Below are 18,427 nucleotides of genomic sequence, written 5' to 3' on the forward strand. Positions count from 1 at the left end.
GCTGCGCCCCTTCTCCGCGAGCCGAGCCTGTAGCGGACCGTGCCGCATGATCGCGTCGACCTGTTTCTGCGTCAGCCTCACTAGCCCCGCACCTCCTCGAGCGCGGCCTCGACGTGGTGCACGAGGTCCGGCCGGATCGGATGCGGCCACCGCGCGACGTCGCCGATCACTTCGAGCACCCGCTCACCGTGTCGGACGCGATCGGTCGAGCGCAGATCGAGGTCCATCCCGGTTGGCGTCGTCAGCACCCAGCCCGTGATAATCCCGTTCCGGTTGTCGCCCTGCTCGCGAGACGCCGCCGGCTGCAGTGACACCCGCCGCTCGACCGGAATCACGATCGGATCCGAGTAGTCGAGTGACACCGCCTCCGACGAATAGCGGTCCTTGACCTCCCGCGGCCGGAGTATGTCGATTCGCGCGCTGTAGGCCACGGCTACGCCTCCGCCGGTACGACGTACTTGTCGAGTTTGGCGTAATCGGTCGCGAGGAAAGCGAACCCGCCGACCGTCGCGCCGAAACGCTCGTCGACCTGGCCGACGCGTAACCCGATCTGGCCGGCCGGCGCAGTCATCGCCCGCGTCGCAACCTCGAGCACCACACCGTCGAGCGCCGGCACGTCCTCGAGCCCGTGGTCGACGACCAGCTCGACGCCGCGCCATTCACTCGTCCAGCAGCCGACACGCTTTTTCAGCGTGCCGTCCGCCGACCACATGAAGCGCGACGGATCGACCGGCTCGCCCTCCTCCCGGACCGAGTGCACCGCTAGCAGGCGAAGCGTCGGAACCTGAAGGATCGGCGAGCCGGATCCGTCGACGGTCAGCTCGACGCGCTCGAGGACTGGCGAAATATGCCACTCGCAGTAAGAACGCACCGCGTCCCACACCTGCGCGACCTTCTCGTCCGCCAGCTCCTCGTCGTCGAACCGGCCCGCGCCGGCCTTGATTACGTCAGCTCCGGTTACCGCCACCGGTGCCCGCCTTCGCGCTCGTCTTGGCCTTGCTCTTGTCCGCGTCGCCGGCCGCCGGCTCCGGGACGGCCGCCGAGCGCGGCCCGTCCGGAACGTCGCCCGGCCGGTAACGAACACCGTCGAGAACGACCATCTTGTGCTCAGGCATCAGGCACCACCAGCCGCAGCGGCCGGCGCGATGTGCACCATACGAGCAGGACGCCAGAACGCCTGCGCGGCCGACAGCTCCGCGCGAACGTAGTTCAGGTTTCGCTGCGCGTAGTCCTTGTGCTGGTTGAACACCTGCACCGACAGGCCCTCGCAGTCGAGCAGTGCAACCTGCTTGAAATCGCCGAGCAGCGACTCGAGCGGATCCAGACGCTCCGACACGACACGAGGACGACCCCACAGGGTGCCCGGACCCATCGAGAACGGACCGTTACCGAGGAAACGGCCGTCCGCGTCCTGCAACAGGTCGATTGCCTCGTCGAGTTCCGGCGAGAGCAGCACGGCGTCGACCTTGCCGCCGCGGCCCTTGCGGGTAACGGACGTGATCGCCCGGCGCGATGCGCGGATGAAGTCGAACGCCGCGTCGCTGGTGATCGTGTCACCAGTGCCGCCGACGTACGTCTCTTCCTGTACGCCCGTGGTGTGCAGGATGCCGCGCGGCCGGCCGTTCTCGCCGTCCGAGTTCAGCAACGTATCTTCGATCACGTCGTCGAGCGAGTACGCGAGTTCGTTGTTCATGTACGACGCGAAAGCCGGCGCACGGGAAAGCAGCTGGTTCGTGACGTCGTATCCGTCCGCGTAGGTCCAGACCTTCGCGTCCTCGATCGCCGTCTCCATGTTCGACGTCGGTTTCAGCGCCGCGTCGTCGGTGCCGCTGGTGGCCTCCGGGACCAGCGCGGCGTTACGCGTCACCGCGCGCACCTGCACGTAGTCGAAATTTCCGTCGGTGCGGCCGCGCGAAATCAGGTCGAGCAGCGACAGACGCGAACGCTCGACCAGATCGACGGTAGGCATACGCGTCGGCGCGATCCGGGCGTCGCCCGTGGTCAGGGTGCCGTCCTTACGGTTGCGGAAGTAGCCGGACATATCGCCGACCTTCACGCGGCCGATATTGACCGGCGAGCCGTTGGAGACGCCCGAGGGGTACTCCTTCGCGAAACGCCCGTATGCGTCGGACTTGGTGAACATCTCGCCGTACGTCTTGCCGCCGCGCGGCGTGGTGCGCGCTCCGCCGGACTTGGCTCCGCCGGCCGGCTCGTCGTCGACGTCCTGGTCCTCGAGCGAGTCGCCGTCGCCCTCGTTCGGCTCGCCGGCGATGTTCTTCAGCGCCGCCTGCGCCGCGTCGTTCGCCGCAATCTCCGCACGCAGAGACTTGATATCGGTATCGAGCTTGGTAATTTCCTCGATCTGCTCCGCCGAGAAATCGCCGTCGTGCTTCTTCAGCTCCGCCACTCGTTCGAGTGCGGCCTTCAGCTTGGCCCGTGGCCCCATAATTCCTCCTGGTTATTGCCCGATCAGGGTCAGCCGCGCCCGCGCTTGCGCCGATCCGCCGCCGGTCGCTTCAGACTCGCCTGCCCCGCCTACCTTTTCAACACCCACCGCCGCGTCGCCGGACTTCTCCGCCTCCGCCGAGGCGAGGACGTCGCCGATCGCGGCGTGCGCGTCCTGAAGCGCCGCATAGTTTTTCGTCGACAGCACCCGGCCGGCCTTCGCCGCGGCCGCGAGCACTTCGCGCGACTTCGCCTCGAGTAGTTCGGTGTCGCGGTTCGCGCCGAGCAGTGTCGGACCGACCTCGAGGATTGCCAGCTCGCGCAGTTCGTAGACGTAATATTTGCCGCCGTCCTCCGCCTCACGCTCGACCAGTTCCGCGTCGAGCGTGTCGTACGCGAACGATGCTTGCGTGACGCGCCGGTCCTTGAGTAGCTGGTACACCTTGCGCGCCTTGGAGTTCTCCGGCTCGTCGCCGTCGACGTCGAGAGTCGCGACGACCTCGAGGCCGGCCTCGACCTCCGCCGCCGAATCGACCGCGCCGATATGCGAGAACGGGTCGCCCCACTGGTGCGACCAAATGAAGGGGATCGGATCGCCCTTAGCCGCCCAGTCCGCAAGACTTTTCGCGAACGCGCCCGGCATCACGACGTCGCCGTAAGAATCGACGTTGCCGAACACCGAGACCAGCATCCGCACCTGGCCGGCCTTCAGTCCGTCGCCCTCGCCGGCCGCCTTGATCGCGACCTGAAAGTCTTTTATTTTCAACGTGTCCCACCCTTCTCGATTGTGCTCACTCGTCGCCGGCCGGCCGGCCCTCGACGTCGGTCGGTGACGCCTGCCCGCCGACCGTCACGTTCATCGGAACGATCAGCTCGTCGCCGCCGTCGACCCGCGGCATGTTCATACGCGCGCGCCACTCGTTGACCGTCATCGTCGGCCGGCCGACGACCGTCTGCCCGACCTTCGCCTGGTCGATGAAAGATCCGCGCATCATCGCCTCGATCGCATACTCCGCGTAGATCGGATCCGCGTCGTCGCTCACCGCCGGCACGAGTTGCGTGTTAATCGCCTGCTCGTTACGGATGAAGTGATGCCCGAGCACCGGCCCGTAGAGCATCTTCTGAAACGCGTCGATATTCGAGTACGTGCCTTCACGAGAGCCGACCAGCTCCGGCGGAACGTGATACGCCGCCGCGACCTCGATATCGGTCAGCTTGCGGCCCTCGAGGTCGAGCGTGTCCTTCGGCCGGAACGCGCTCGCCGACGATCCGGAAATCTCCATATCGTCTTCGAGCAGCAGCCACTTTCCCTCTTTGCCGCCGCCCTTCCGGTACGCCTCGAGCCCGCGCATGAAGCGAGAGCGCGCCTCCTTGCTCCAATTCGGCGCGGACGCCGGCCGGCGCACCACTTGCGGAATACGCGCGCCGTTCTCCCACACACTCCGGCGGTACTCGACCGCCTCCGCGGACTCCTGCAAGATGTGCGATAGCGTCTCGATCGGCGACAATCCGTTCGCCGAGGATCCCACCGAGTAACCGACGTCGATCACACACTGCGACGGATCCAGCTTCACCACCGAGCCGTCCGGCATCGCGACACGGATCCGCGTAACGGACCCGAGCCCGTCGCCGTAGAACTTCGTGCGCCGCGCCGGAATCCGAGTCAGCGTCAGCCGGTCGTCGTCGTACCCCCACACCATGCAATAGCGATCGTGAATCAGCCGATCCATCATCACGTCATGCCAGAACCGAACCGACGTCATGCGCGGCACCGGCTCGCGTAGCGCCGTCGTCAGCGGATGATCGGTCACGCGCTCGCGATCGGTGTCCGAGATTCGCCGGTGCAGATGAACCGGCACCGCCGACACCTTCGCCGCAATGAAGCTCGTCACCTTGCGGACCGAGGGCTGGTTGCGCAGCACCGCGGCCTCGTTCACCTTGGACCCGGTAAGGTCCGTCAGCGGAACGCCGGCGTCCGGGAAATCGACTGTAGCGCCCGATGATTCAAGATGGGTTGACAGTCCGTCGAGCGACTGAAAAACGACCATCAGGGCACGACCTGCACGAAACGAACGCCCGGTGCCGGCACCATCAGTTCGCCCGGCATAGTCGCCCAGACCGGCGTCCGCGACTCCTGGTCGAGCATCGACACGTCGACGAGAACGATCCCGTCGCCCTTTTCAGCATGAAGCCGGCCGCGCACCGCGAAACCCCAGCACTGCACGACGACCTCCCGGCCGATGTTCTGTTTCAGATACCGCCGTACACCCGGCATTCGTTGCCCTCCCGATCACGCGAACATGCTTTCCGCGTCGTCGTATTCGTCATAAGCGGACGACGATTCGTCCTCTTTAGGCTGCATGGCACGCCAGACCGCCGCAACACCCGACACCACCGGCGCGACGTCGCCGACACTGTTCTTACGCTCGAAAAACCATGCGTCGCCGGACTGTTTGGACTTCACCAGATCCGCGGCCGCGGTCAGTCGAGGCTGCCCCCGGTGCCGGATCCGCCGCTGCATCACCGCGTCATAGAACCGGCCCGACGCCGCCGCCAGCTCCGGCCCGCCCCACTCGATGACCTTCAGCGTGCGCTTGTTCCCGTCCTCGTCCTCGTACTCGACCAGCTTCAGATCCTCGATCAGCGACGACGCCGGCGCGCCGCGCGCCTGCACCACGACCTCCGGCATACGTTGTGCCCGTTTGGCGAACCAGTCGACGATCCAATCAGTACCGGCCCGCGACGCGATCAGCTCGACGTGAAACGCGCCGTCCGCACGCGGTGCGGCTACCGTGATGTGCGACCACCGACGATCGAACGACACGTCGAGCGCCACCGACAGCGGCGCATCCGGCGCGCGCCGTGACTCCGGATCCCGGCACTTCTCCCACGCGCCCTCCGGGAACACTCCCGGATCGAGCGTGTCGACCCACTGACACAGGTACTCCGTGCAAAACTCCGCCTCCGGCATTCCCGTGTCGAGGAAGCCCTTTAGCTTTTCGAGCGTGATCCCGTACCCGAGTGAAGGATTCGCGTACGGCCAATATTGCGGATCCCGGAAAGGCACGCCCTTGGGCACCGACCACTCGAACAGTCCGACCTTCGTCTCGTCCGTCTGCCCGAGTTCGATCTTCCGGCCGGCCGCGTCGCGCAACGTACGTAGAACGATCGACGTCTGGTCGCCGGCGTTCGACACCGCGACAACCTGCGAGCGCGCGACGGCCGTCGTCGTCGGCACGATCGCCGACCACGCCGCCCAGCTCTGATGCTCGCGCAGCTCGTCGAGGATCGCCAGATCCGCGGACAACGAACGGCCACCCTTACGCGTCGCCGTCTGCGCCTTCCACCGACGCCGGCCGGTAAGGGTGATCTTCCGTTTTCCGTTCGTCTGTAGGTACTTGACCAGCTCGCCGTTAAGCTCCGGATCCTCGTCGATGATCCCCGCGCCCTCGTCGAGCAGTTCTTCCGCCTTGTCGAGATCCTGCGCCGTCGAAATCACGAGCCGAGCCATGTCGACATAGAGCCGCCACAGCGCCAGCCCGAGCAACCACTTCGTCTTCCCGTTCTGGCGAGCAATCAGCACGACAATCGTGTCGAACCTGAAGCCCTCGCCCGACTCGTCGAGTTCGAGCGCATGGATATACAACCACCGTTGCCACGGCCGCAGCACCCAGCCCAGATCCTCCTCGAGGAACGCGACGCACTCGAAACCGAGCGACGTCTCCGGCGTCAGCTCGCGCAGCTCCGGAGTGAAGACGCGCGGCGTGGTGTGACCCTTAACCGGCGCGGCCAGCACGGCGAGCCGCCAACTTTCCGCCCTTCGCCGAGCCGGCGTCGCCGCCGGCCAGCGTGACCCGGCCGGCCGGAGTGCAACCCAGCTCGCCGAGAGTTTTCAACAGGTGAGGCCCGAGGTAGAGCGCCTTCGTCGCATCCTGCCCGCCGGCCTGCACGCCGGCCTCGATCTGAAGCGCGTACCGCATCGCGAGGTCGACCGCGGCCTGGTCCTCGCGCTTAATCTCAGCACCGCGCGCCGCGACCGCCCGCGCCACCGACGCCGGCAGACTCTCGTCCTGGTCAGTCATCTACTCGTCCCCGTCCTCGTCGTCGTCCTCCACGAGCCGCAGCGCCGGCGCAGCCGAACCGGCCGCCGCCCGACGCACGCTCGCGAGGTAGTCCGCCGGCGTCACCGCGACCGCCGGCCGATCCTCCGGAGCCGGCCCGTCCTCGTCGCCGGCCTCCGCGCCGGCCGGCAGCTCGACCGAGGATCCGCCGAGTTCCGACAGCAACTCGTGTCGGCGATTGAGAATCTTCATTGCCTGGTCGACCGACTTCGGATCGCCCTTTTTCGCGTATCGCCACACCGGCACCAGCAGCTCGTCGAGCCGAGCGAGGTCGAGCCGCGTCTCGATATCGCGCGTGACTTCAGGTGAAGCGACCAGCAGATCCGCGACCATTTCCGCGAGCACCGCGGCCGGCAGCCCCGCCGACTCCTCGATCGTCGCCCACGACGAGCCGGACTTACGCATACGCAGCGCCCGCTCTGCGACCGTCTCGTCGTCAGCCATTCCCCAGTCCTTCCCGCCGGCGTTGCGCCGCGACGCCCACCAGTTGCGCCGGCAGCTCGACGCCGCGCCGGCGCAGCAACTTCTCCATCGCGGCCGGCGTCACCCCGACGCGCCGCAGCGCCCGGTCGACGTACTCGCCGACGTCGAGCAACCACATGAAGTCCTCGACGACCGCGGCCGCCGCGTCGCCCTTCAGGTATCGCCGGCGCGCCGGCGCATCCGTCACCACGACCGACGCCGCGGCAGATCACGCCGCGCCCGGATCATGCGCCCGCGCGCCCGGCCGAGTTCTGACACCGCGCGCCGGTGCGCGAACCAGTCGCCGCCGATCAGGGACCACTCGCGCGCCTCCGCCCACCGGAACGCATCCGTCGCCTCCTCGAGCTCGACGAGCGCAGCGGCCCGGACCGAACGCCGGCGAGCCACGACGCCCGACGCGACCGTGTTCACCGCGCAGACGGCCGCGATCAGCCCGACGAACCACCAGTCGACCGGCATCACGGCGCACCGCCGGCGTCCGCTACGCGTGCGCGCGCGTGATGGGTGGTCACCTTCCGGGGGGAGAGGACGGGTACCGACCCGAACCCGTCCGGCTGGCTGGCGCGCTGTGATGGGAAAGCCCCTACCCCTGGCGTCCAGTGGTGCAGTGTCACCGATCGTTCGTCGGCGGTCAGGTAGCGCCGGAGCATGGCCGAGGTTCGCGTGCGCTCGCATAGCGCGCAGAGTGTGCGCTGGCGCTCGAATGTGCCGAGCTGGTGGCCGCAGTCGTGGCAGACGGCGACGCCCATTGCCCATAAGGGGATCGGCCAGACTCCGACCGCGTGTAAGTCGTCGAGCACGTCTAGCGCGCTATAGCTATCGCTCACGATGCACCGCCGTTCGCGTGCGCGAGCTTGGTCGACGTCAGCGTTCGGCCGTCGAGTACCGCGGCGTAGTGCTCGTCGACGGTGCCGGCCGCTTTGCTGGCGCGGTACTCCGCTTCTCTCATGCAGTGTTCGCAGTTGTTCATGCCGCGGACTCCGATCGCGCGATGGTTCCCAGTAGCAGCGCGTCGCCGGCGAACATGGCGATGAGCGCGAGCGCGAGCCACCACCAAGCGCCGCCGCTCGCCGTGGCCGCGCCGAGGTTGCCGGCACCGACGCCGACGAGTACGCGCGCAGCGATGAGTCGACCGCCGGCGCTCACCGGTTGCCGCCCATCTTGTCGAGGTTGATTCCGTCCGCGCGGACGACGCCGGGTCCGCCTGGTCCGAATGTTTCGCGAATGGTGCGGCGTTGTTCGTCGCTCAGTCCGTCGCCGGCGTCGCCGGCGTCGCCGGCCGCGCGTGCGTGCGCGTCGAATGCGGCGCGCATTTGTTCAGCGGTCGCCGGGTCGACTGGTCCGTCGAACCGCAGTCCGCCGTCTTTGTCGTGGTCGATCGTTACGTGGTCACGTGGCCCTCGCGTCCGGACGAGCCGAGCGATCGGTGCGACGACGACGCCGACGATGATGCCGGCGACGACGACGAGCACGGCGACGGCCGCGAGTAGGAACAGGATCAGCGCGCCGAGGAATGCCGCGGCGTCGAGCAGTGCGTGCGTTGTCATGTGTTGGTCCTCCTTGGTTGGTGTTGTCAGGGTCGGGGGAGTGCCGGCGGCACCCAGTCGACGACGGCCGCCGGCAGTGCCGAGCGCAGCCATTCGGGCAGGTACAGCCCGAGCGGCCGCGGCGTGTACGGCTCCGTCAGGTTCGGCAGCGGTGGCAGCTCCGGCAGCTCCGGGACGTCGACGGCCGGCAGCACGGGACCGTGCGCTGGTGGTGGCACGGTGTCGAGGTAGCCGGGCGGATAGTCGGTGTGATGTGCCGCGAAGTCCGCGCCGAGCGTCACGAACCGGTCGAGTTCTTCGACGGTCGGCCAGTCACAGATCGGATCCCGCGGCCGGCAGACTTGCACCAGCTCGACGCCGCCGGTGTCGCCGCGGATCCCGCGCATTGTGTAGCCGGGAAAGATTCCGGGCACGCGTGCGCCGATGCCGGCAGGGTTGCGAGAGTCCGAGAGCAGTACGGCGCGATATGCGCTCGTGTCGAGCCCGTCCGCCGTCATCTGCTCGATCGTGTCGCCGACGACGGTCGCGCCTTGCGAGTGCCCGATCAGCTCGACGTCCGAGTCCGGGCATTCCGCCGCGATCTTCGCCAGCTCTGCGCGCGTCGCGTCGACGCCCATCTGCACGGACTGGTCGAACGTGTACGGACCGAGCGGCCAGATAGAGCCGGGGTAGTCGATACGTCGGACGTCCGCGCCGTTCGCCGCGGCTATGTCGGTGTGCGCAGTCACGACGGTGTGCTCAAGCCCGACCGAGCTTGTCCCGTCGACGGCGACGACGATTGTCGAGGCGCAGCCGAGACCTTGCGCGCCGGCAGGCGCAGCCGCGAAAATTCCAGATCCGGCGGCCAGCAGTACGGCCGCCGATAGTGCTCTGATTCGAGCCATGTTCACCAATCCTCTGATAGTTCCCCGAGCCCGAGCGGCGCGTCACCGTTGCCGCGCGCGATGTTGCACGCGCGATGTGAGGCACGAAGATTCGCCGGATCGTTCCCGAGTTCTGGGTGCGTCGACACCGGGTAGAAGTGGTCGACGTTGAACGCGTCCGGCTCGTCCGGCCCGGCCGCGTAGTTGATGGGTTGGCCGTCCATCCAGCACGGCGCGTCCGACTCCTCGCACGCCTTGCGGAAGTCCGCCGACAGTGCGCGCCACGCGCGCCCGGACCGGCCGGCACCGACCGCGCTCACGGCGCGAACCGATCGCCCCACGCCTTGATCGCGGCCTGCGCTTTGCGCTCGATCGCGAACGCCGGATGCTCGACGGCGTTTCCGCGCTCGTCGTTCACGACTGCGCCCTCCTCGTCGATCCGCTTCGCGGCGTCGCGAGAGCGCGCGACGACGACGCAATACGAGTCGAGTTCCGGCCCGAGAATGTCGTCGGGGGAGTTGTGCCGCCCAACGGTGTACAGCCACACCGCGGCCGCGGACTCCGAAAGATGTTGTGGTGGTTTACGTTCCGACATTGACTCGCCCTCTGCTCTCGACGCGTCCGCGTTTGACCTTGCCGGCGTGTTCCGCGGCCGCGACGCCGTTCACTTCGACGTTGCTTTTTGGTTTGAAGTCGCCGAGCGTTTCCGTCTCGAAAATTCCGTCGATCACCGATCGGTGCCACTGCGAGAGCTTCGGATCGTCGGTTACGTCCAAGTGCTCGAATCGAGTGTTCTGGTTGAGGTTCATCGACGTGCGAATGATTATGTCCCACTGCTCATTTCGTAGAAGGATAAACTTCGCGTGCGCCCGTAGCGTGCGGATCCGCTCGTCGCCGTACAGGTGCCGGAAGTATTCGCAATAGCCCGGCTGGCGAGACTCGAATCCCTGGTCGACGACCCACCGAACCGACAGGATCCGCCCGGCCTCGATCAGCTCGTAAACGCGCGCCATATCGGCGATCCCGACCGTCCACGTGCAGACGTCCATATGCGCCGGCCCGGTCTTGTCGAGTAGCGCGACCACGGCGTCGATCAGCGAAAACTGCCCGTAGGTGTAGCACGTCGTTTCCTTGTGCGACTCGAAATCGGCGAGCGCCGTAACGGCGTTCTGGACTTCCCACAGCCGCGTCGGCCGGCGCTCCGGCGTGTCGTGCGTGTAGCTCACCGCATCCGGCACCCTGCGCTCCTCGTCGTCGACGTCCGCGACGCCGATCGGCGTCGCGCTCGTCAGTCTCGCAAACACCGCTAGAAGTCACAACGTGACCCTCTGTCACGTTATGAGGCGCAGCTCGATTGTGAGCATGGCGCCGACGCTCCGCCGGGCAACTCACCCGCCGGCGACCCCGTTCGTCGCTCCTGCGTCCATCTGGCCGGCATTCCGGCGGTCGCCCAGAACGGCACGAGCCGGCGGATCGAGTAGGTACTCGATCGCTCGCACGAACGCCGCCGCGTCGTGCCGCAGATGCCCGAGCACGTCGCGATTGCACGGCCCGCACAGCAACCCGCGGACTTCCCCGGTGCCGTGATCGTGGTCGACCGGCAGTCGCTTCGCCTTGCCCGTCGCCCGCCGGCAGATGAAGCACCGCCCGTCCTGCGCCTGGTAGAGCGCCCAATAGTCCTCCGCGGTGATCCCGTAAGTCCGCTCGACGTGCCGGCCGTGCGCCCGCAGCTTCGACGCCTTGCGCGCCTCCCGGTGATGCGTCGCGCACCGCGGACCCGGATACGTCGCCGGCCGCTTCGACTCCGGACCGCAGTCCTTGCACCGCTTCGCCTCGACCGCCGCCGTCACAGCCGAGCCTTCCCGGTCAGCCGCTCGAGGCACGGAATCCGGCGAGGCTCGCCGCTCCGGACGTTCACGCACGGCGACATTTCTTCGGCCCCGCACTTCGGACACGGCCGATCGACCGCGCCGTTCACGTCGTACGCGCCCGGCACCGGATCCCCGTCCGCCGCGATCGGCAGCGCGCCGAGCTGCTCGTCGGGTCCGACCAGTCGCAGCCGGCGATCCCGCGAGTCCTCGCGCTGCGCCCGGCCCTCCGCGTCGAGCCGCATAACCCGATCATTCGCCAGCCGCCGAGCACCGTCGACGACGTGAAACGGCTTGATCCGATCCGGCGACGTCTTGTGGTGGATCACCACGGCCTCGACGGCATCCTCGATCGGCACCGACCCGACCGTCGCGAACCACACGTCGACGTCGGACTGCCCGACCGTGCGCTGGTCGAACGCCGCGATCCCCGTCAGCAGATCCCACACGTCATCGCGCGTCACTGCGCCAGCTCCGCCGGCTCGTTGCTACCGACCGCGAAGATTGACCGCCGCCCGGTCGTGCGCTCCGCGGCCTTCGCCTCCTGCACCGCGGCCACCCGAGCGTCCGTCGTCGACGGCCGAGCCGCCGCCGTCCGAGCCGGTGCCGAGCGCGTCCGGATCACTTCGGACACGAGCGAGGGCAGCGTGCGCGGCCCGAGGCCCGGCTTCTGCATCCACAGCACGAGCGCCGACTTCACGTCCTCGTGCGTCGTCCCGCCGGCGAGCAACATCTTCACCTCGAGGGCGAGCGCCGTCTTCACCGATTGCGGATGCTCGACCGGGATCGCGTCGCGGATCAGCTTCCACGGCGTCGGATCGACGGCCGGACCGCGAGCCACGTTCACGTCGATATCGAGCACCGGATCCGACTCGACGACCACGACGTGACCGGTCTTCGGATCCTCGTAACCGACCCGGCCCGACGACGGCCGCGAATCGGCTTCGCCCGCGTTGCTTACGTGAGACGAACTACCTACGTAAGTAGGTATATTCTCTTCTCTTCTCTTCTCTGTAGCGCGGACGTCACGTGACATGTCCCGTGACACCCCCTCCTCTTCCTGGCGCTTTTTTCTGTCCCGCTCACGCGCTTTACGTTCGCGATCGGCCTTCTTTCGCCTGGCCAGCGCGTCGCCGGACTCTTGCCACTGTCCCCACGTCCGAAATTCGAGCACGTTCGGATCGTCGGTTTCGACGAGAATTTTTGCCGCGCACAGCTCAGCTACTCGCGATCTACTCGCCGGTATGCCGAGGTTTGCCAACGCTTTTCGCGTGATTTTTCCGCCGTTTTCCGCGTTGCCGCAGTAGGCGATCGCCCGCGTCATCAGACGCTCAGCGTTGGGCGTCAGCTCCTCCACAGCCGGATCCATGTAGTACGTCGTCGACAGCCATACCTTCTCCACGTCAGGACCTCCCAGCGTCCGCGCCGGCACCGAAACGGTCTGCCCAACCGCGGCACATAATCAGGGTTTGCTTAAACGTCACGCGCGACTCGACCCGCGCGTAAAACAGTTCCTCGTCGGCCTGGTAGCCGAGCGCGTACTCGTCGCGCCGCTGCGCCTGCGCCTCGACCAGATCGTCGTAGAGACCGCAGACGTACGAACGCCACCCGCTCCGCCGCCGCGTCACGACGTCGCCGGCGGAAGTAGTGGGCCCAGAATGGCGGCCGCGAGCCGCGGGGGAACAGCGTTTCCGACCTGCTCGAATTGCTTGGTTACCGAGCCCGACCACGGATAGTCCGCCCGGAAACTCTGAAGCGCGCCCGCTTCGGCGACCGAGACGCGCCGCGTCACCGAGGCCCCGACACCGAGGGACTGTTTCCACACGGCCGTGCCCTTGCCCGTGATCGTCGCCGCCGGCGCGCCGTACGGATCGCGCGGCCGCGATTGCCCCGTGACGCCGGCCGCGAGCATGGTCACATCGCCCGGCCCGAATCCTTCAGGTGAAGCGCCGCCGGTCCACCCGAGCGCGTCGGCCATAGTCCGCGGCCGGTCGAGCATGGATCCGAACAGGTCGACCTCGACCGGCTCCGGCCACTGCGCGCGCGTCGGCTCTGGCGCGGTCGCCGGCACACCGTCGCGACGCCCGATCAGAATTACCCGCCGGCGCGTCTGCGCGACGCCGTGCGCTTCGGCCGCGAGCTGCTTCACCGTCACCGAGTAGCCCCAGCTCCGGAAGATCCGCGCGAAGTGCTCGAACAGTGACGCGACCTCCGGCACTTCCTCGAGGACGACGACGCGCGGCCGCAGCTCGCGCACCCAGCGCACCGGCTGGCACACCAGCGGCGAGCGATCGTCGGCCCACGCATAGAAGTCGGTCGAGTCGTCGCCGGCGGCCATGCGATCGGCGAGTGTGTGGCACTGCACCCGGTCGAACTCGCCGAGCTTGCCGCCGGCACTGCTCCACGCTTGGCACGGAGGCGAGAGCACGAGCACGTCGACGAGGTACTGCTCGAAGTAGGTCAGATCGAACGCCGCGACGTCCGCGCGGATCCGGTTGTGGCCGGCCGCTTCAGCGGTCGCGCACGCGTCCGGATCGGTGTCGATTCCGACGAGCTGCCCGGTATAGCCCGCTATACGCGCGCCCTCGTCCCATCCGCCCGGCCCGGCGAACGCGTCGACGAGGATCGGCGTTCGCTCGTCAATCATGTTGCAAGTCATTAGTTTTCGTCCTCTTGATTGGTTGGTATGCACGCCGGCCCGCAGATCCCGGCCGGCGGCCGCTGGCGCTTCTCGCACACGAAGCACCAGCGCGCCGGCGGCAGCTCGTCGCCGCCGCCGACGCTCTGGTCGAACAAATCGAGTTGTGTCACTGCGCGCTCAGTAACTCCGCCGCCACATGCGCGCCTCACCGGCGACCACGCCGTCGACGAGCAGTCCGCGCTCGTCCATATCGGCGACCATTTCCCGGCACGCGGTGAAGGCAGGGCAGACCATGCACAGTTCCGCGGCCGCGGACTGACGCACGCGCATATCGCGCCACGTCTCGTCCGGTGCCGAACCGTCCCACAAGGTCCGCCGCCCCGGCTCCGGGCGGAACGCTGCCCGCCGGCACACCGCGAGCCCCTGCTCGTCGTCGCGGCCGAACGCCGCGTCGACGGCCCGCTCGTAGAGCGCCACGGCCGAGTCCGCCGCCGTCACGCGCCGGCCACCGGCTCCCGGTCCGCGACCGATTCCTCGAGGAAACGCACCACGCCCGCTATCTCGTCGCGCGTAAGGTCCGTCAGCGCCGACAGCTCGCGCCCGACGCGCTGGTTCAGGAACGCGCGCCGCTCCTCGTCGTTACCGATCCCCGCGGCGTCGAGCGCCTTAACGAGCTTGGTTCGGTCGCGCTGCGTCGCCGCGACCGGCTCCGGATCAGGTGACGCCCCGCCGGCCGCCGGCTCCGGATCCGCGTCGACGACCTCGTGCGCCGGCTTGTCTCCGCCCATCACCGCGGCCCGGACTCCGGCGACGCCGCGGCCCGGACCCCGACGCTTGCGTTCGGCGACGGCCGGCTCGTTCAGGTCCGCGAGGTTCTGCGCGGCGTCCTCGAGGACGAGGCCGGCGAAGTCGTTCGGATACGCCAGTCGCCAGCACGCCGCCTCTGCGCACTTCGCGAGCTGGTTTGCCGGCATCTTCGCCCACATCGAGTTAGGGCGCAGAGACTCGCCGTAGCCGGTTTGCTGGACATATTCGGCATACATCGCAACCGAGACGTACCGATTCCCGTTGACCGTGATCGTCACCTTCGCCGCGGCCGGCGGACGCTGGTCGAACCACGCGTCGTCCCACCCCGAATCGCGATCGCGCCACAGCGGCTCCTCGACCTCGAGGACGTCGCCGCGCGCCCGCGCGACCCGATGCCCGAGCACCCGATACCCGTCGATCCCCGTCTGGATCGTGTACGTGTGCCCGTCGTCGACCCAGTTGTTCCCCTGCTTCTTCCGCTTCGCCCGCGCGATCAGGTAAATCTGTTTCGAGAACGGATCGAGGCCGGTCCGCTTGGACTGGTGAAAGAACAGCTCGACCTCTTCGTTCGGCGCGTCCTGCACGCCGGCCAGGCGCAGCACCGCCGCGCGCTGCTGGTCGGTGAAGCCGACCTGCTCCGGCTCGATCGCCAGCTCTGTTACTGGATTCCGCACTGCCAGTTCGTTACTCATACGCTCAGCGCCTCCATTACTTTCTTCCCCGCCGGATTGAGCCGGATCGAGTTGTGCGGCCCCGGCCCGCGGCCGGCGACCTTGTATGTCTGTTTTCCGTCCTGCTCTTCGCGCGTCAGGAACGCCTCCGCGGCGTCGCCCATCACGTCGAGCACTTCGGTTTTGAGCCCGCGCAGCCGCGCCTCCGACTCCCGGTGATCGACCACCGCGCCGAGGTAGGCCAGCGCCAGCTCTTCCTCGAGCTGCACCGCCGAGCCGTCGACGTCAGGATGGAGCGCGCGCACCGTGTCGTAAGTCGCGACGTGATCGTCGAGCGCCGGCCCGGCGTCCGGATCCGACAGCGAGCGGTGAAACGCGCGCAGCGTGCCGACAATCTCGTCGAACAGGTCCGCGTCGAACCGCACCCGGTAGGTGTGCCACTGAAAGAACGGACCCATCACCACCAGGTGCGCCGGCTCACGCGTGTATCCCGAGACGCCTTGCTGCACGATGACCTGCGTTATGTAGTCCGCCGGCCCTTCGTCAGTGAAGAAGTCGCCCCACTCCTCGAGCTTGCGCGCCGTTTTCTTCTCCACCACGCGCCGCGAGCTGCCCCGCGACGCCCGGCCGTCGATCGTGGCGATGAAGGGGAACCCGAACCGATCGGACGCGTCGAACTGCACTTCGCCCGGCGAGAGCCGCCAGCCCGGATTAGCGCCGCGCCACAGCTCCGAGAGCGCCAGCTCGAACGCGTGCCCGACCGCGAACTCGTCTTTCGGATCCTCCGGCGGCAGATCGCCGCGCATCCGGTGCCACAGCGACCGCGGCGATTCCCACCGCGAGAGCCCAAGGACGGCCGCGGCCTTGGACGGCGACATGGTGGCGAGCCATTCCGGAGACCCCGGTTTGATCTTCACGCTCATTCGACGACCACCCCCAGCGCGTACGAAATGCGGCGCAAATTTCCGGCACTTTCCGCGCGCACGGACTGAAGGACTTCGCGCACCGCGGCCGCCTCGACCGGCGAGAGGATCAGCGATCCGTCGTCCTGCCAGCCGACGACCTGCGCGTCGACACCATCGGTCGAAACCGGCTCGTACCAGTGCCCGAGCGTCATTTCCGCCGCGACGCCGGCCGGCACGGCGAGGGTGACCTCGACCCGCCCGCCGGACGTCGAGCGCATGTTGACCAGCTCGCCCGCGTCGAATGTCTCCCGTGACAGGTCCGCGGACTGGTCACGTGACAGGTCCGCGGACGTCCGCGCGCTCATCGTCGGCCCACGCAGTTCGTACGGTGCTCCGACCAAACGCCGAGGCCGGCCTTGTTGCGCATCCGCGACTGGTGGGCAGTCAGCCGCGTTGCTACCGGCGAACCGGCCGAGTCCAGGTCGACGGCATAGTTTCCGCCGGCTGCGACCAGCTCAAGGATCGCCGACTTGGACGGCGTCAGAGCCGCCCCGACGACGATCGCGCCGCATTTCTCGCACGCGTGCCCGAATCGCCCGCGAATGAGTGTTGGATTCACAAGCCGGCCGCCTTTCGCATCGAGACGCCGAACGCGTCGATCCGCGCGCCGACTGCCATGCCGTCGAGGTAGGCGTCGATCGCCGTCGTCCGCGCGGCGTCGCGCCACTGCGGCGACGACGCGCCCGGATCCTTCGATCCGTCCATCGCGTCGAAATACGCGTCGACCGCAATGTCGCCGGCCGCACTCGCCCATTGCTGCGCGGACGAGCGCGCCAGTACCCGCGCGGCCATGCCGGCGAATCCGGACAGCACGTCGTCGACGGTCGCCGTCTCCGGTCGAGGTTCGATCGCGTGTTTGTCCTCGACCGTCCCTACGATGGATTCGAGCGCCGTTTCTATCTCGTGCCGGCTCACCTTGACGCCGTGCGCGTGCGCGATCGCCGACAGTTGCTCGCCGGCGCGGTCGATCCACACCGCGACGTCGGCCGCGAACCCGTTCCATGCTCGATCAGTTCGTGCGTCCATCACTCGTCCCGCCCGTCGTTCTCGTCGTCCGTGTCGTCGTGTCCGTGAAAGGTGATCGGCCCGCGCATCTCGACCAGCTCGCCGAGGGTCAGCGCGTACTCGTCCGAGAACCAGCCCGAGCGCAGCCGCTTGTCCGAGAACATCGACCAGGCGTAGCCGCTCCGGTCGAGCACGAGGTCGCCCATCATCAGCACCGTCCCCGGCGAGACCGGCGAACCACGCCGCCCGGCGGTCGACTTCTCGCGAGACGAGTCCGACAGCGCCGGCAGCTCGTCGGCCCACAACAGGCGCAGCTTGGTAAGCGGAATCCAGATCCGCGCCGCGGACTTGCCCGAGTCGAACCGCGCGTCGTCGAGGACCAGGAACCCGTCCTCGCCGTCAGCGGAAATAACGCCGGATCCCTGCTCCGTCCGAGAGGGCATCTCGAACTTGAAGGACACGCGCGTGCCCGCGGCCCTCACAGCCCGACCTCTGCGTCGCGCGCCCGGTCGTAGTCGCCGTCCGGGTCGCCGTCGTCCTCGACCTCGAGCCCGCAGTCGCGGATCGCGTCGAACGTCTCGTCGACCGCTTCGGCGACGATCTTCTCGTCGACGCAGACGCCGACGACCTCGCACGCGTCGAACAGGTCCGACTCGAATCGCTCACGCATCCGTGCGGTCAGGTCGGCAAATGTTTCCCATCGCCGCTCGTCGGTGCTCACGCTCATGCGACCACCGCGACCCAGCGCACGAGCTGGCAGCCGAGCATTCCGACCACGGCCAGCAGGAACAGGTTTACGGCCATGCCGCCGACGACGAGCCAGTCGATACCGCCGTTGTCGACGGTCAGGCCGGCCGCGTCGTCGCGCGGAACGGTCGCGAAATGCTCGTCGAGTTCCGCCGCGCCGGCGTCCCTCTTGTCGATCGTGTGTGCTTGGGACATACTGGTGCCCTCTTCTCTTTCGTCAGGGGTGGAGTTCGGTCCGCGTGCTGCGCCAACAGCCCGCGGACT

34 protein-coding genes are annotated in these 18,427 nt (G+C 67.9%); all 34 read right to left on the bottom strand.

Annotation, left to right across the window (positions count from 1 at the left end; translation table 11 throughout):
* Nucleotides 1-80: 80 nt before the first annotated feature.
* A complete protein-coding gene (locus BH95_RS25485) occupies nt 81-431 on the bottom strand; it encodes a hypothetical protein (RefSeq protein WP_037184853.1) in 351 nt (116 codons plus the stop codon).
* 2 nt (nt 432-433) lie between these two features.
* Nucleotides 434-967 (bottom strand): hypothetical protein, encoded by a 534-nt coding sequence (locus tag BH95_RS27965; RefSeq protein WP_052060173.1) that lies wholly within the window; start codon nt 965-967, stop codon nt 434-436.
* Nucleotides 948-1,115: a hypothetical protein gene (locus BH95_RS28905; RefSeq protein WP_157773185.1), complete on the bottom strand. Its 168-nt coding sequence runs from the start codon at nt 1,113-1,115 to the stop codon at nt 948-950. The genes BH95_RS27965 and BH95_RS28905 overlap by 20 nt, the downstream gene beginning before the upstream one ends.
* Nucleotides 1,115-2,446 (bottom strand): phage major capsid protein, encoded by a 1,332-nt coding sequence (locus tag BH95_RS25495; protein ID WP_037184855.1) that lies wholly within the window; start codon nt 2,444-2,446, stop codon nt 1,115-1,117. Before BH95_RS25495 ends, BH95_RS28905 begins: the two co-directional genes overlap by 1 nt.
* Before the next feature lie 12 nt (nt 2,447-2,458).
* Nucleotides 2,459-3,211 (bottom strand): HK97 family phage prohead protease, encoded by a 753-nt coding sequence (locus tag BH95_RS25500; protein WP_052060174.1) that lies wholly within the window; start codon nt 3,209-3,211, stop codon nt 2,459-2,461.
* 25 nt (nt 3,212-3,236) lie between these two features.
* The gene (locus BH95_RS25505) at nt 3,237-4,382 is read right to left on the bottom strand and encodes a phage portal protein (RefSeq protein ID WP_157773187.1); all 1,146 of its coding nucleotides are present in this window, start codon (nt 4,380-4,382) and stop codon (nt 3,237-3,239) included.
* A 110-nt stretch (nt 4,383-4,492) separates the two neighbouring features.
* On the bottom strand, nt 4,493-4,720 hold the full coding sequence (locus tag BH95_RS25510; protein ID WP_037165056.1) for a hypothetical protein: 228 nt from the start codon (nt 4,718-4,720) through the stop codon (nt 4,493-4,495).
* Between the two features lie 15 nt (nt 4,721-4,735).
* Nucleotides 4,736-6,241 carry a hypothetical protein gene (locus BH95_RS25515; RefSeq protein ID WP_052060175.1) on the bottom strand — a complete coding sequence of 502 codons (1,506 nt, stop codon included), beginning with the start codon at nt 6,239-6,241 and terminating at the stop codon, nt 4,736-4,738.
* The gene (locus BH95_RS25520; protein ID WP_052060176.1) at nt 6,222-6,527 is read right to left on the bottom strand and encodes a terminase small subunit; all 306 of its coding nucleotides are present in this window, start codon (nt 6,525-6,527) and stop codon (nt 6,222-6,224) included. Before BH95_RS25520 ends, BH95_RS25515 begins: the two co-directional genes overlap by 20 nt.
* Entirely contained in the window at nt 6,528-7,010 is a 483-nt protein-coding gene (locus BH95_RS27970; RefSeq protein WP_052060177.1) for a hypothetical protein, read from the bottom strand.
* Complete coding sequence (locus BH95_RS25530; protein ID WP_037184862.1) at nt 7,003-7,239, bottom strand: hypothetical protein; 237 nt, start codon at nt 7,237-7,239, stop codon at nt 7,003-7,005. The genes BH95_RS27970 and BH95_RS25530 overlap by 8 nt, the downstream gene beginning before the upstream one ends.
* On the bottom strand, nt 7,233-7,508 hold the full coding sequence (locus BH95_RS25535) for a hypothetical protein (RefSeq protein ID WP_037184863.1): 276 nt from the start codon (nt 7,506-7,508) through the stop codon (nt 7,233-7,235). The genes BH95_RS25530 and BH95_RS25535 overlap by 7 nt, the downstream gene beginning before the upstream one ends.
* A 364-nt stretch (nt 7,509-7,872) precedes the next feature.
* A complete protein-coding gene (locus BH95_RS28910) occupies nt 7,873-8,019 on the bottom strand; it encodes a hypothetical protein (protein ID WP_157773189.1) in 147 nt (48 codons plus the stop codon).
* Nucleotides 8,016-8,195 (bottom strand): hypothetical protein, encoded by a 180-nt coding sequence (locus BH95_RS25545; RefSeq protein WP_037184867.1) that lies wholly within the window; start codon nt 8,193-8,195, stop codon nt 8,016-8,018. Before BH95_RS25545 ends, BH95_RS28910 begins: the two co-directional genes overlap by 4 nt.
* Nucleotides 8,192-8,596, bottom strand: coding sequence for a hypothetical protein (locus BH95_RS25550; protein WP_157773191.1), 405 nt, complete (start codon nt 8,594-8,596; stop codon nt 8,192-8,194). The genes BH95_RS25545 and BH95_RS25550 overlap by 4 nt, the downstream gene beginning before the upstream one ends.
* A 26-nt stretch (nt 8,597-8,622) precedes the next feature.
* Nucleotides 8,623-9,480: a cutinase family protein gene (locus BH95_RS25555; protein ID WP_037184871.1), complete on the bottom strand. Its 858-nt coding sequence runs from the start codon at nt 9,478-9,480 to the stop codon at nt 8,623-8,625.
* 2 nt (nt 9,481-9,482) lie between these two features.
* Nucleotides 9,483-9,779 (bottom strand): HNH endonuclease signature motif containing protein, encoded by a 297-nt coding sequence (locus BH95_RS25560; RefSeq protein ID WP_037165289.1) that lies wholly within the window; start codon nt 9,777-9,779, stop codon nt 9,483-9,485.
* A complete protein-coding gene (locus tag BH95_RS25565; RefSeq protein ID WP_037165078.1) occupies nt 9,776-10,054 on the bottom strand; it encodes a P27 family phage terminase small subunit in 279 nt (92 codons plus the stop codon). Before BH95_RS25565 ends, BH95_RS25560 begins: the two co-directional genes overlap by 4 nt.
* Nucleotides 10,041-10,697 (bottom strand): hypothetical protein, encoded by a 657-nt coding sequence (locus BH95_RS27975; RefSeq protein WP_157773193.1) that lies wholly within the window; start codon nt 10,695-10,697, stop codon nt 10,041-10,043. The genes BH95_RS25565 and BH95_RS27975 overlap by 14 nt, the downstream gene beginning before the upstream one ends.
* Nucleotides 10,698-10,847: 150 nt before the next feature.
* A complete protein-coding gene (locus BH95_RS25575; protein WP_244165136.1) occupies nt 10,848-11,342 on the bottom strand; it encodes an endonuclease VII domain-containing protein in 495 nt (164 codons plus the stop codon).
* On the bottom strand, nt 11,306-11,791 hold the full coding sequence (locus BH95_RS25580; protein ID WP_037165081.1) for a hypothetical protein: 486 nt from the start codon (nt 11,789-11,791) through the stop codon (nt 11,306-11,308). Before BH95_RS25580 ends, BH95_RS25575 begins: the two co-directional genes overlap by 37 nt.
* Nucleotides 11,788-12,729, bottom strand: coding sequence for a hypothetical protein (locus BH95_RS27980; protein ID WP_052060180.1), 942 nt, complete (start codon nt 12,727-12,729; stop codon nt 11,788-11,790). The genes BH95_RS25580 and BH95_RS27980 overlap by 4 nt, the downstream gene beginning before the upstream one ends.
* Before the next feature lies 1 nt (nt 12,730).
* The gene (locus BH95_RS25590) at nt 12,731-12,955 is read right to left on the bottom strand and encodes a hypothetical protein (protein WP_037184878.1); all 225 of its coding nucleotides are present in this window, start codon (nt 12,953-12,955) and stop codon (nt 12,731-12,733) included.
* Nucleotides 12,952-13,974, bottom strand: coding sequence for a DNA cytosine methyltransferase (locus tag BH95_RS25595; protein WP_037184880.1), 1,023 nt, complete (start codon nt 13,972-13,974; stop codon nt 12,952-12,954). Before BH95_RS25595 ends, BH95_RS25590 begins: the two co-directional genes overlap by 4 nt.
* A gap of 11 nt (nt 13,975-13,985) precedes the next feature.
* Nucleotides 13,986-14,138: a hypothetical protein gene (locus tag BH95_RS28915; RefSeq protein ID WP_157773197.1), complete on the bottom strand. Its 153-nt coding sequence runs from the start codon at nt 14,136-14,138 to the stop codon at nt 13,986-13,988.
* A gap of 7 nt (nt 14,139-14,145) precedes the next feature.
* Nucleotides 14,146-14,445 (bottom strand): hypothetical protein, encoded by a 300-nt coding sequence (locus BH95_RS25600; protein WP_157773199.1) that lies wholly within the window; start codon nt 14,443-14,445, stop codon nt 14,146-14,148.
* Nucleotides 14,446-14,462: 17 nt separating this feature from the next.
* Entirely contained in the window at nt 14,463-15,467 is a 1,005-nt protein-coding gene (locus BH95_RS27985; protein ID WP_052060181.1) for a recombinase RecT, read from the bottom strand.
* Complete coding sequence (locus BH95_RS25610) at nt 15,464-16,369, bottom strand: YqaJ viral recombinase family protein (RefSeq protein WP_037184885.1); 906 nt, start codon at nt 16,367-16,369, stop codon at nt 15,464-15,466. The genes BH95_RS27985 and BH95_RS25610 overlap by 4 nt, the downstream gene beginning before the upstream one ends.
* A complete protein-coding gene (locus BH95_RS25615; protein ID WP_037184887.1) occupies nt 16,366-16,716 on the bottom strand; it encodes a hypothetical protein in 351 nt (116 codons plus the stop codon). Before BH95_RS25615 ends, BH95_RS25610 begins: the two co-directional genes overlap by 4 nt.
* Nucleotides 16,713-16,970 carry a hypothetical protein gene (locus tag BH95_RS25620; protein WP_037184890.1) on the bottom strand — a complete coding sequence of 86 codons (258 nt, stop codon included), beginning with the start codon at nt 16,968-16,970 and terminating at the stop codon, nt 16,713-16,715. Before BH95_RS25620 ends, BH95_RS25615 begins: the two co-directional genes overlap by 4 nt.
* Nucleotides 16,967-17,437, bottom strand: coding sequence for a hypothetical protein (locus tag BH95_RS25625; RefSeq protein WP_037184893.1), 471 nt, complete (start codon nt 17,435-17,437; stop codon nt 16,967-16,969). The genes BH95_RS25620 and BH95_RS25625 overlap by 4 nt, the downstream gene beginning before the upstream one ends.
* Nucleotides 17,437-17,898, bottom strand: coding sequence for a hypothetical protein (locus BH95_RS25630; RefSeq protein ID WP_037184895.1), 462 nt, complete (start codon nt 17,896-17,898; stop codon nt 17,437-17,439). Before BH95_RS25630 ends, BH95_RS25625 begins: the two co-directional genes overlap by 1 nt.
* Nucleotides 17,895-18,143, bottom strand: a complete 249-nt coding sequence (locus BH95_RS25635; protein ID WP_037184897.1) for a hypothetical protein — start codon at nt 18,141-18,143, stop codon at nt 17,895-17,897. Before BH95_RS25635 ends, BH95_RS25630 begins: the two co-directional genes overlap by 4 nt.
* On the bottom strand, nt 18,140-18,358 hold the full coding sequence (locus BH95_RS25640; RefSeq protein ID WP_037184899.1) for a hypothetical protein: 219 nt from the start codon (nt 18,356-18,358) through the stop codon (nt 18,140-18,142). Before BH95_RS25640 ends, BH95_RS25635 begins: the two co-directional genes overlap by 4 nt.
* Between the last annotated feature and the right edge of the window lie 69 nt (nt 18,359-18,427).

The sequence above is a fragment of the Rhodococcoides fascians A44A genome (assembly GCF_000760735.1).
Taxonomy (GTDB): domain Bacteria; phylum Actinomycetota; class Actinomycetes; order Mycobacteriales; family Mycobacteriaceae; genus Rhodococcoides; species Rhodococcoides fascians_E.

What these genes read in the sequence shown, in the direction of transcription:
- BH95_RS25510 (WP_037165056.1), bottom strand. Translation starts at nt 4,720, where the DNA reads ATGCCGGGTGTACGGCGGTATCTGAAACAGAACATCGGCCGGGAGGTC.
- BH95_RS25495 (WP_037184855.1), bottom strand. Translation starts at nt 2,446, where the DNA reads ATGGGGCCACGGGCCAAGCTGAAGGCCGCACTCGAACGAGTGGCGGAG.
- BH95_RS28910 (WP_157773189.1), bottom strand. Translation starts at nt 8,019, where the DNA reads ATGAACAACTGCGAACACTGCATGAGAGAAGCGGAGTACCGCGCCAGC.
- BH95_RS25640 (WP_037184899.1), bottom strand. Translation starts at nt 18,358, where the DNA reads ATGTCCCAAGCACACACGATCGACAAGAGGGACGCCGGCGCGGCGGAA.
- BH95_RS25565 (WP_037165078.1), bottom strand. Translation starts at nt 10,054, where the DNA reads ATGTCGGAACGTAAACCACCACAACATCTTTCGGAGTCCGCGGCCGCG.
- BH95_RS25635 (WP_037184897.1), bottom strand. Translation starts at nt 18,143, where the DNA reads ATGAGCGTGAGCACCGACGAGCGGCGATGGGAAACATTTGCCGACCTG.
- BH95_RS25615 (WP_037184887.1), bottom strand. Translation starts at nt 16,716, where the DNA reads ATGAGCGCGCGGACGTCCGCGGACCTGTCACGTGACCAGTCCGCGGAC.
- BH95_RS25550 (WP_157773191.1), bottom strand. Translation starts at nt 8,596, where the DNA reads ATGACAACGCACGCACTGCTCGACGCCGCGGCATTCCTCGGCGCGCTG.
- BH95_RS27985 (WP_052060181.1), bottom strand. Translation starts at nt 15,467, where the DNA reads ATGAGTAACGAACTGGCAGTGCGGAATCCAGTAACAGAGCTGGCGATC.
- BH95_RS27970 (WP_052060177.1), bottom strand. Translation starts at nt 7,010, where the DNA reads ATGGCTGACGACGAGACGGTCGCAGAGCGGGCGCTGCGTATGCGTAAG.
- BH95_RS28905 (WP_157773185.1), bottom strand. Translation starts at nt 1,115, where the DNA reads ATGCCTGAGCACAAGATGGTCGTTCTCGACGGTGTTCGTTACCGGCCG.
- BH95_RS25555 (WP_037184871.1), bottom strand. Translation starts at nt 9,480, where the DNA reads ATGGCTCGAATCAGAGCACTATCGGCGGCCGTACTGCTGGCCGCCGGA.
- BH95_RS25535 (WP_037184863.1), bottom strand. Translation starts at nt 7,508, where the DNA reads ATGCCGGTCGACTGGTGGTTCGTCGGGCTGATCGCGGCCGTCTGCGCG.
- BH95_RS25625 (WP_037184893.1), bottom strand. Translation starts at nt 17,437, where the DNA reads ATGGACGCACGAACTGATCGAGCATGGAACGGGTTCGCGGCCGACGTC.
- BH95_RS25610 (WP_037184885.1), bottom strand. Translation starts at nt 16,369, where the DNA reads ATGAGCGTGAAGATCAAACCGGGGTCTCCGGAATGGCTCGCCACCATG.
- BH95_RS25595 (WP_037184880.1), bottom strand. Translation starts at nt 13,974, where the DNA reads ATGATTGACGAGCGAACGCCGATCCTCGTCGACGCGTTCGCCGGGCCG.
- BH95_RS25520 (WP_052060176.1), bottom strand. Translation starts at nt 6,527, where the DNA reads ATGACTGACCAGGACGAGAGTCTGCCGGCGTCGGTGGCGCGGGCGGTC.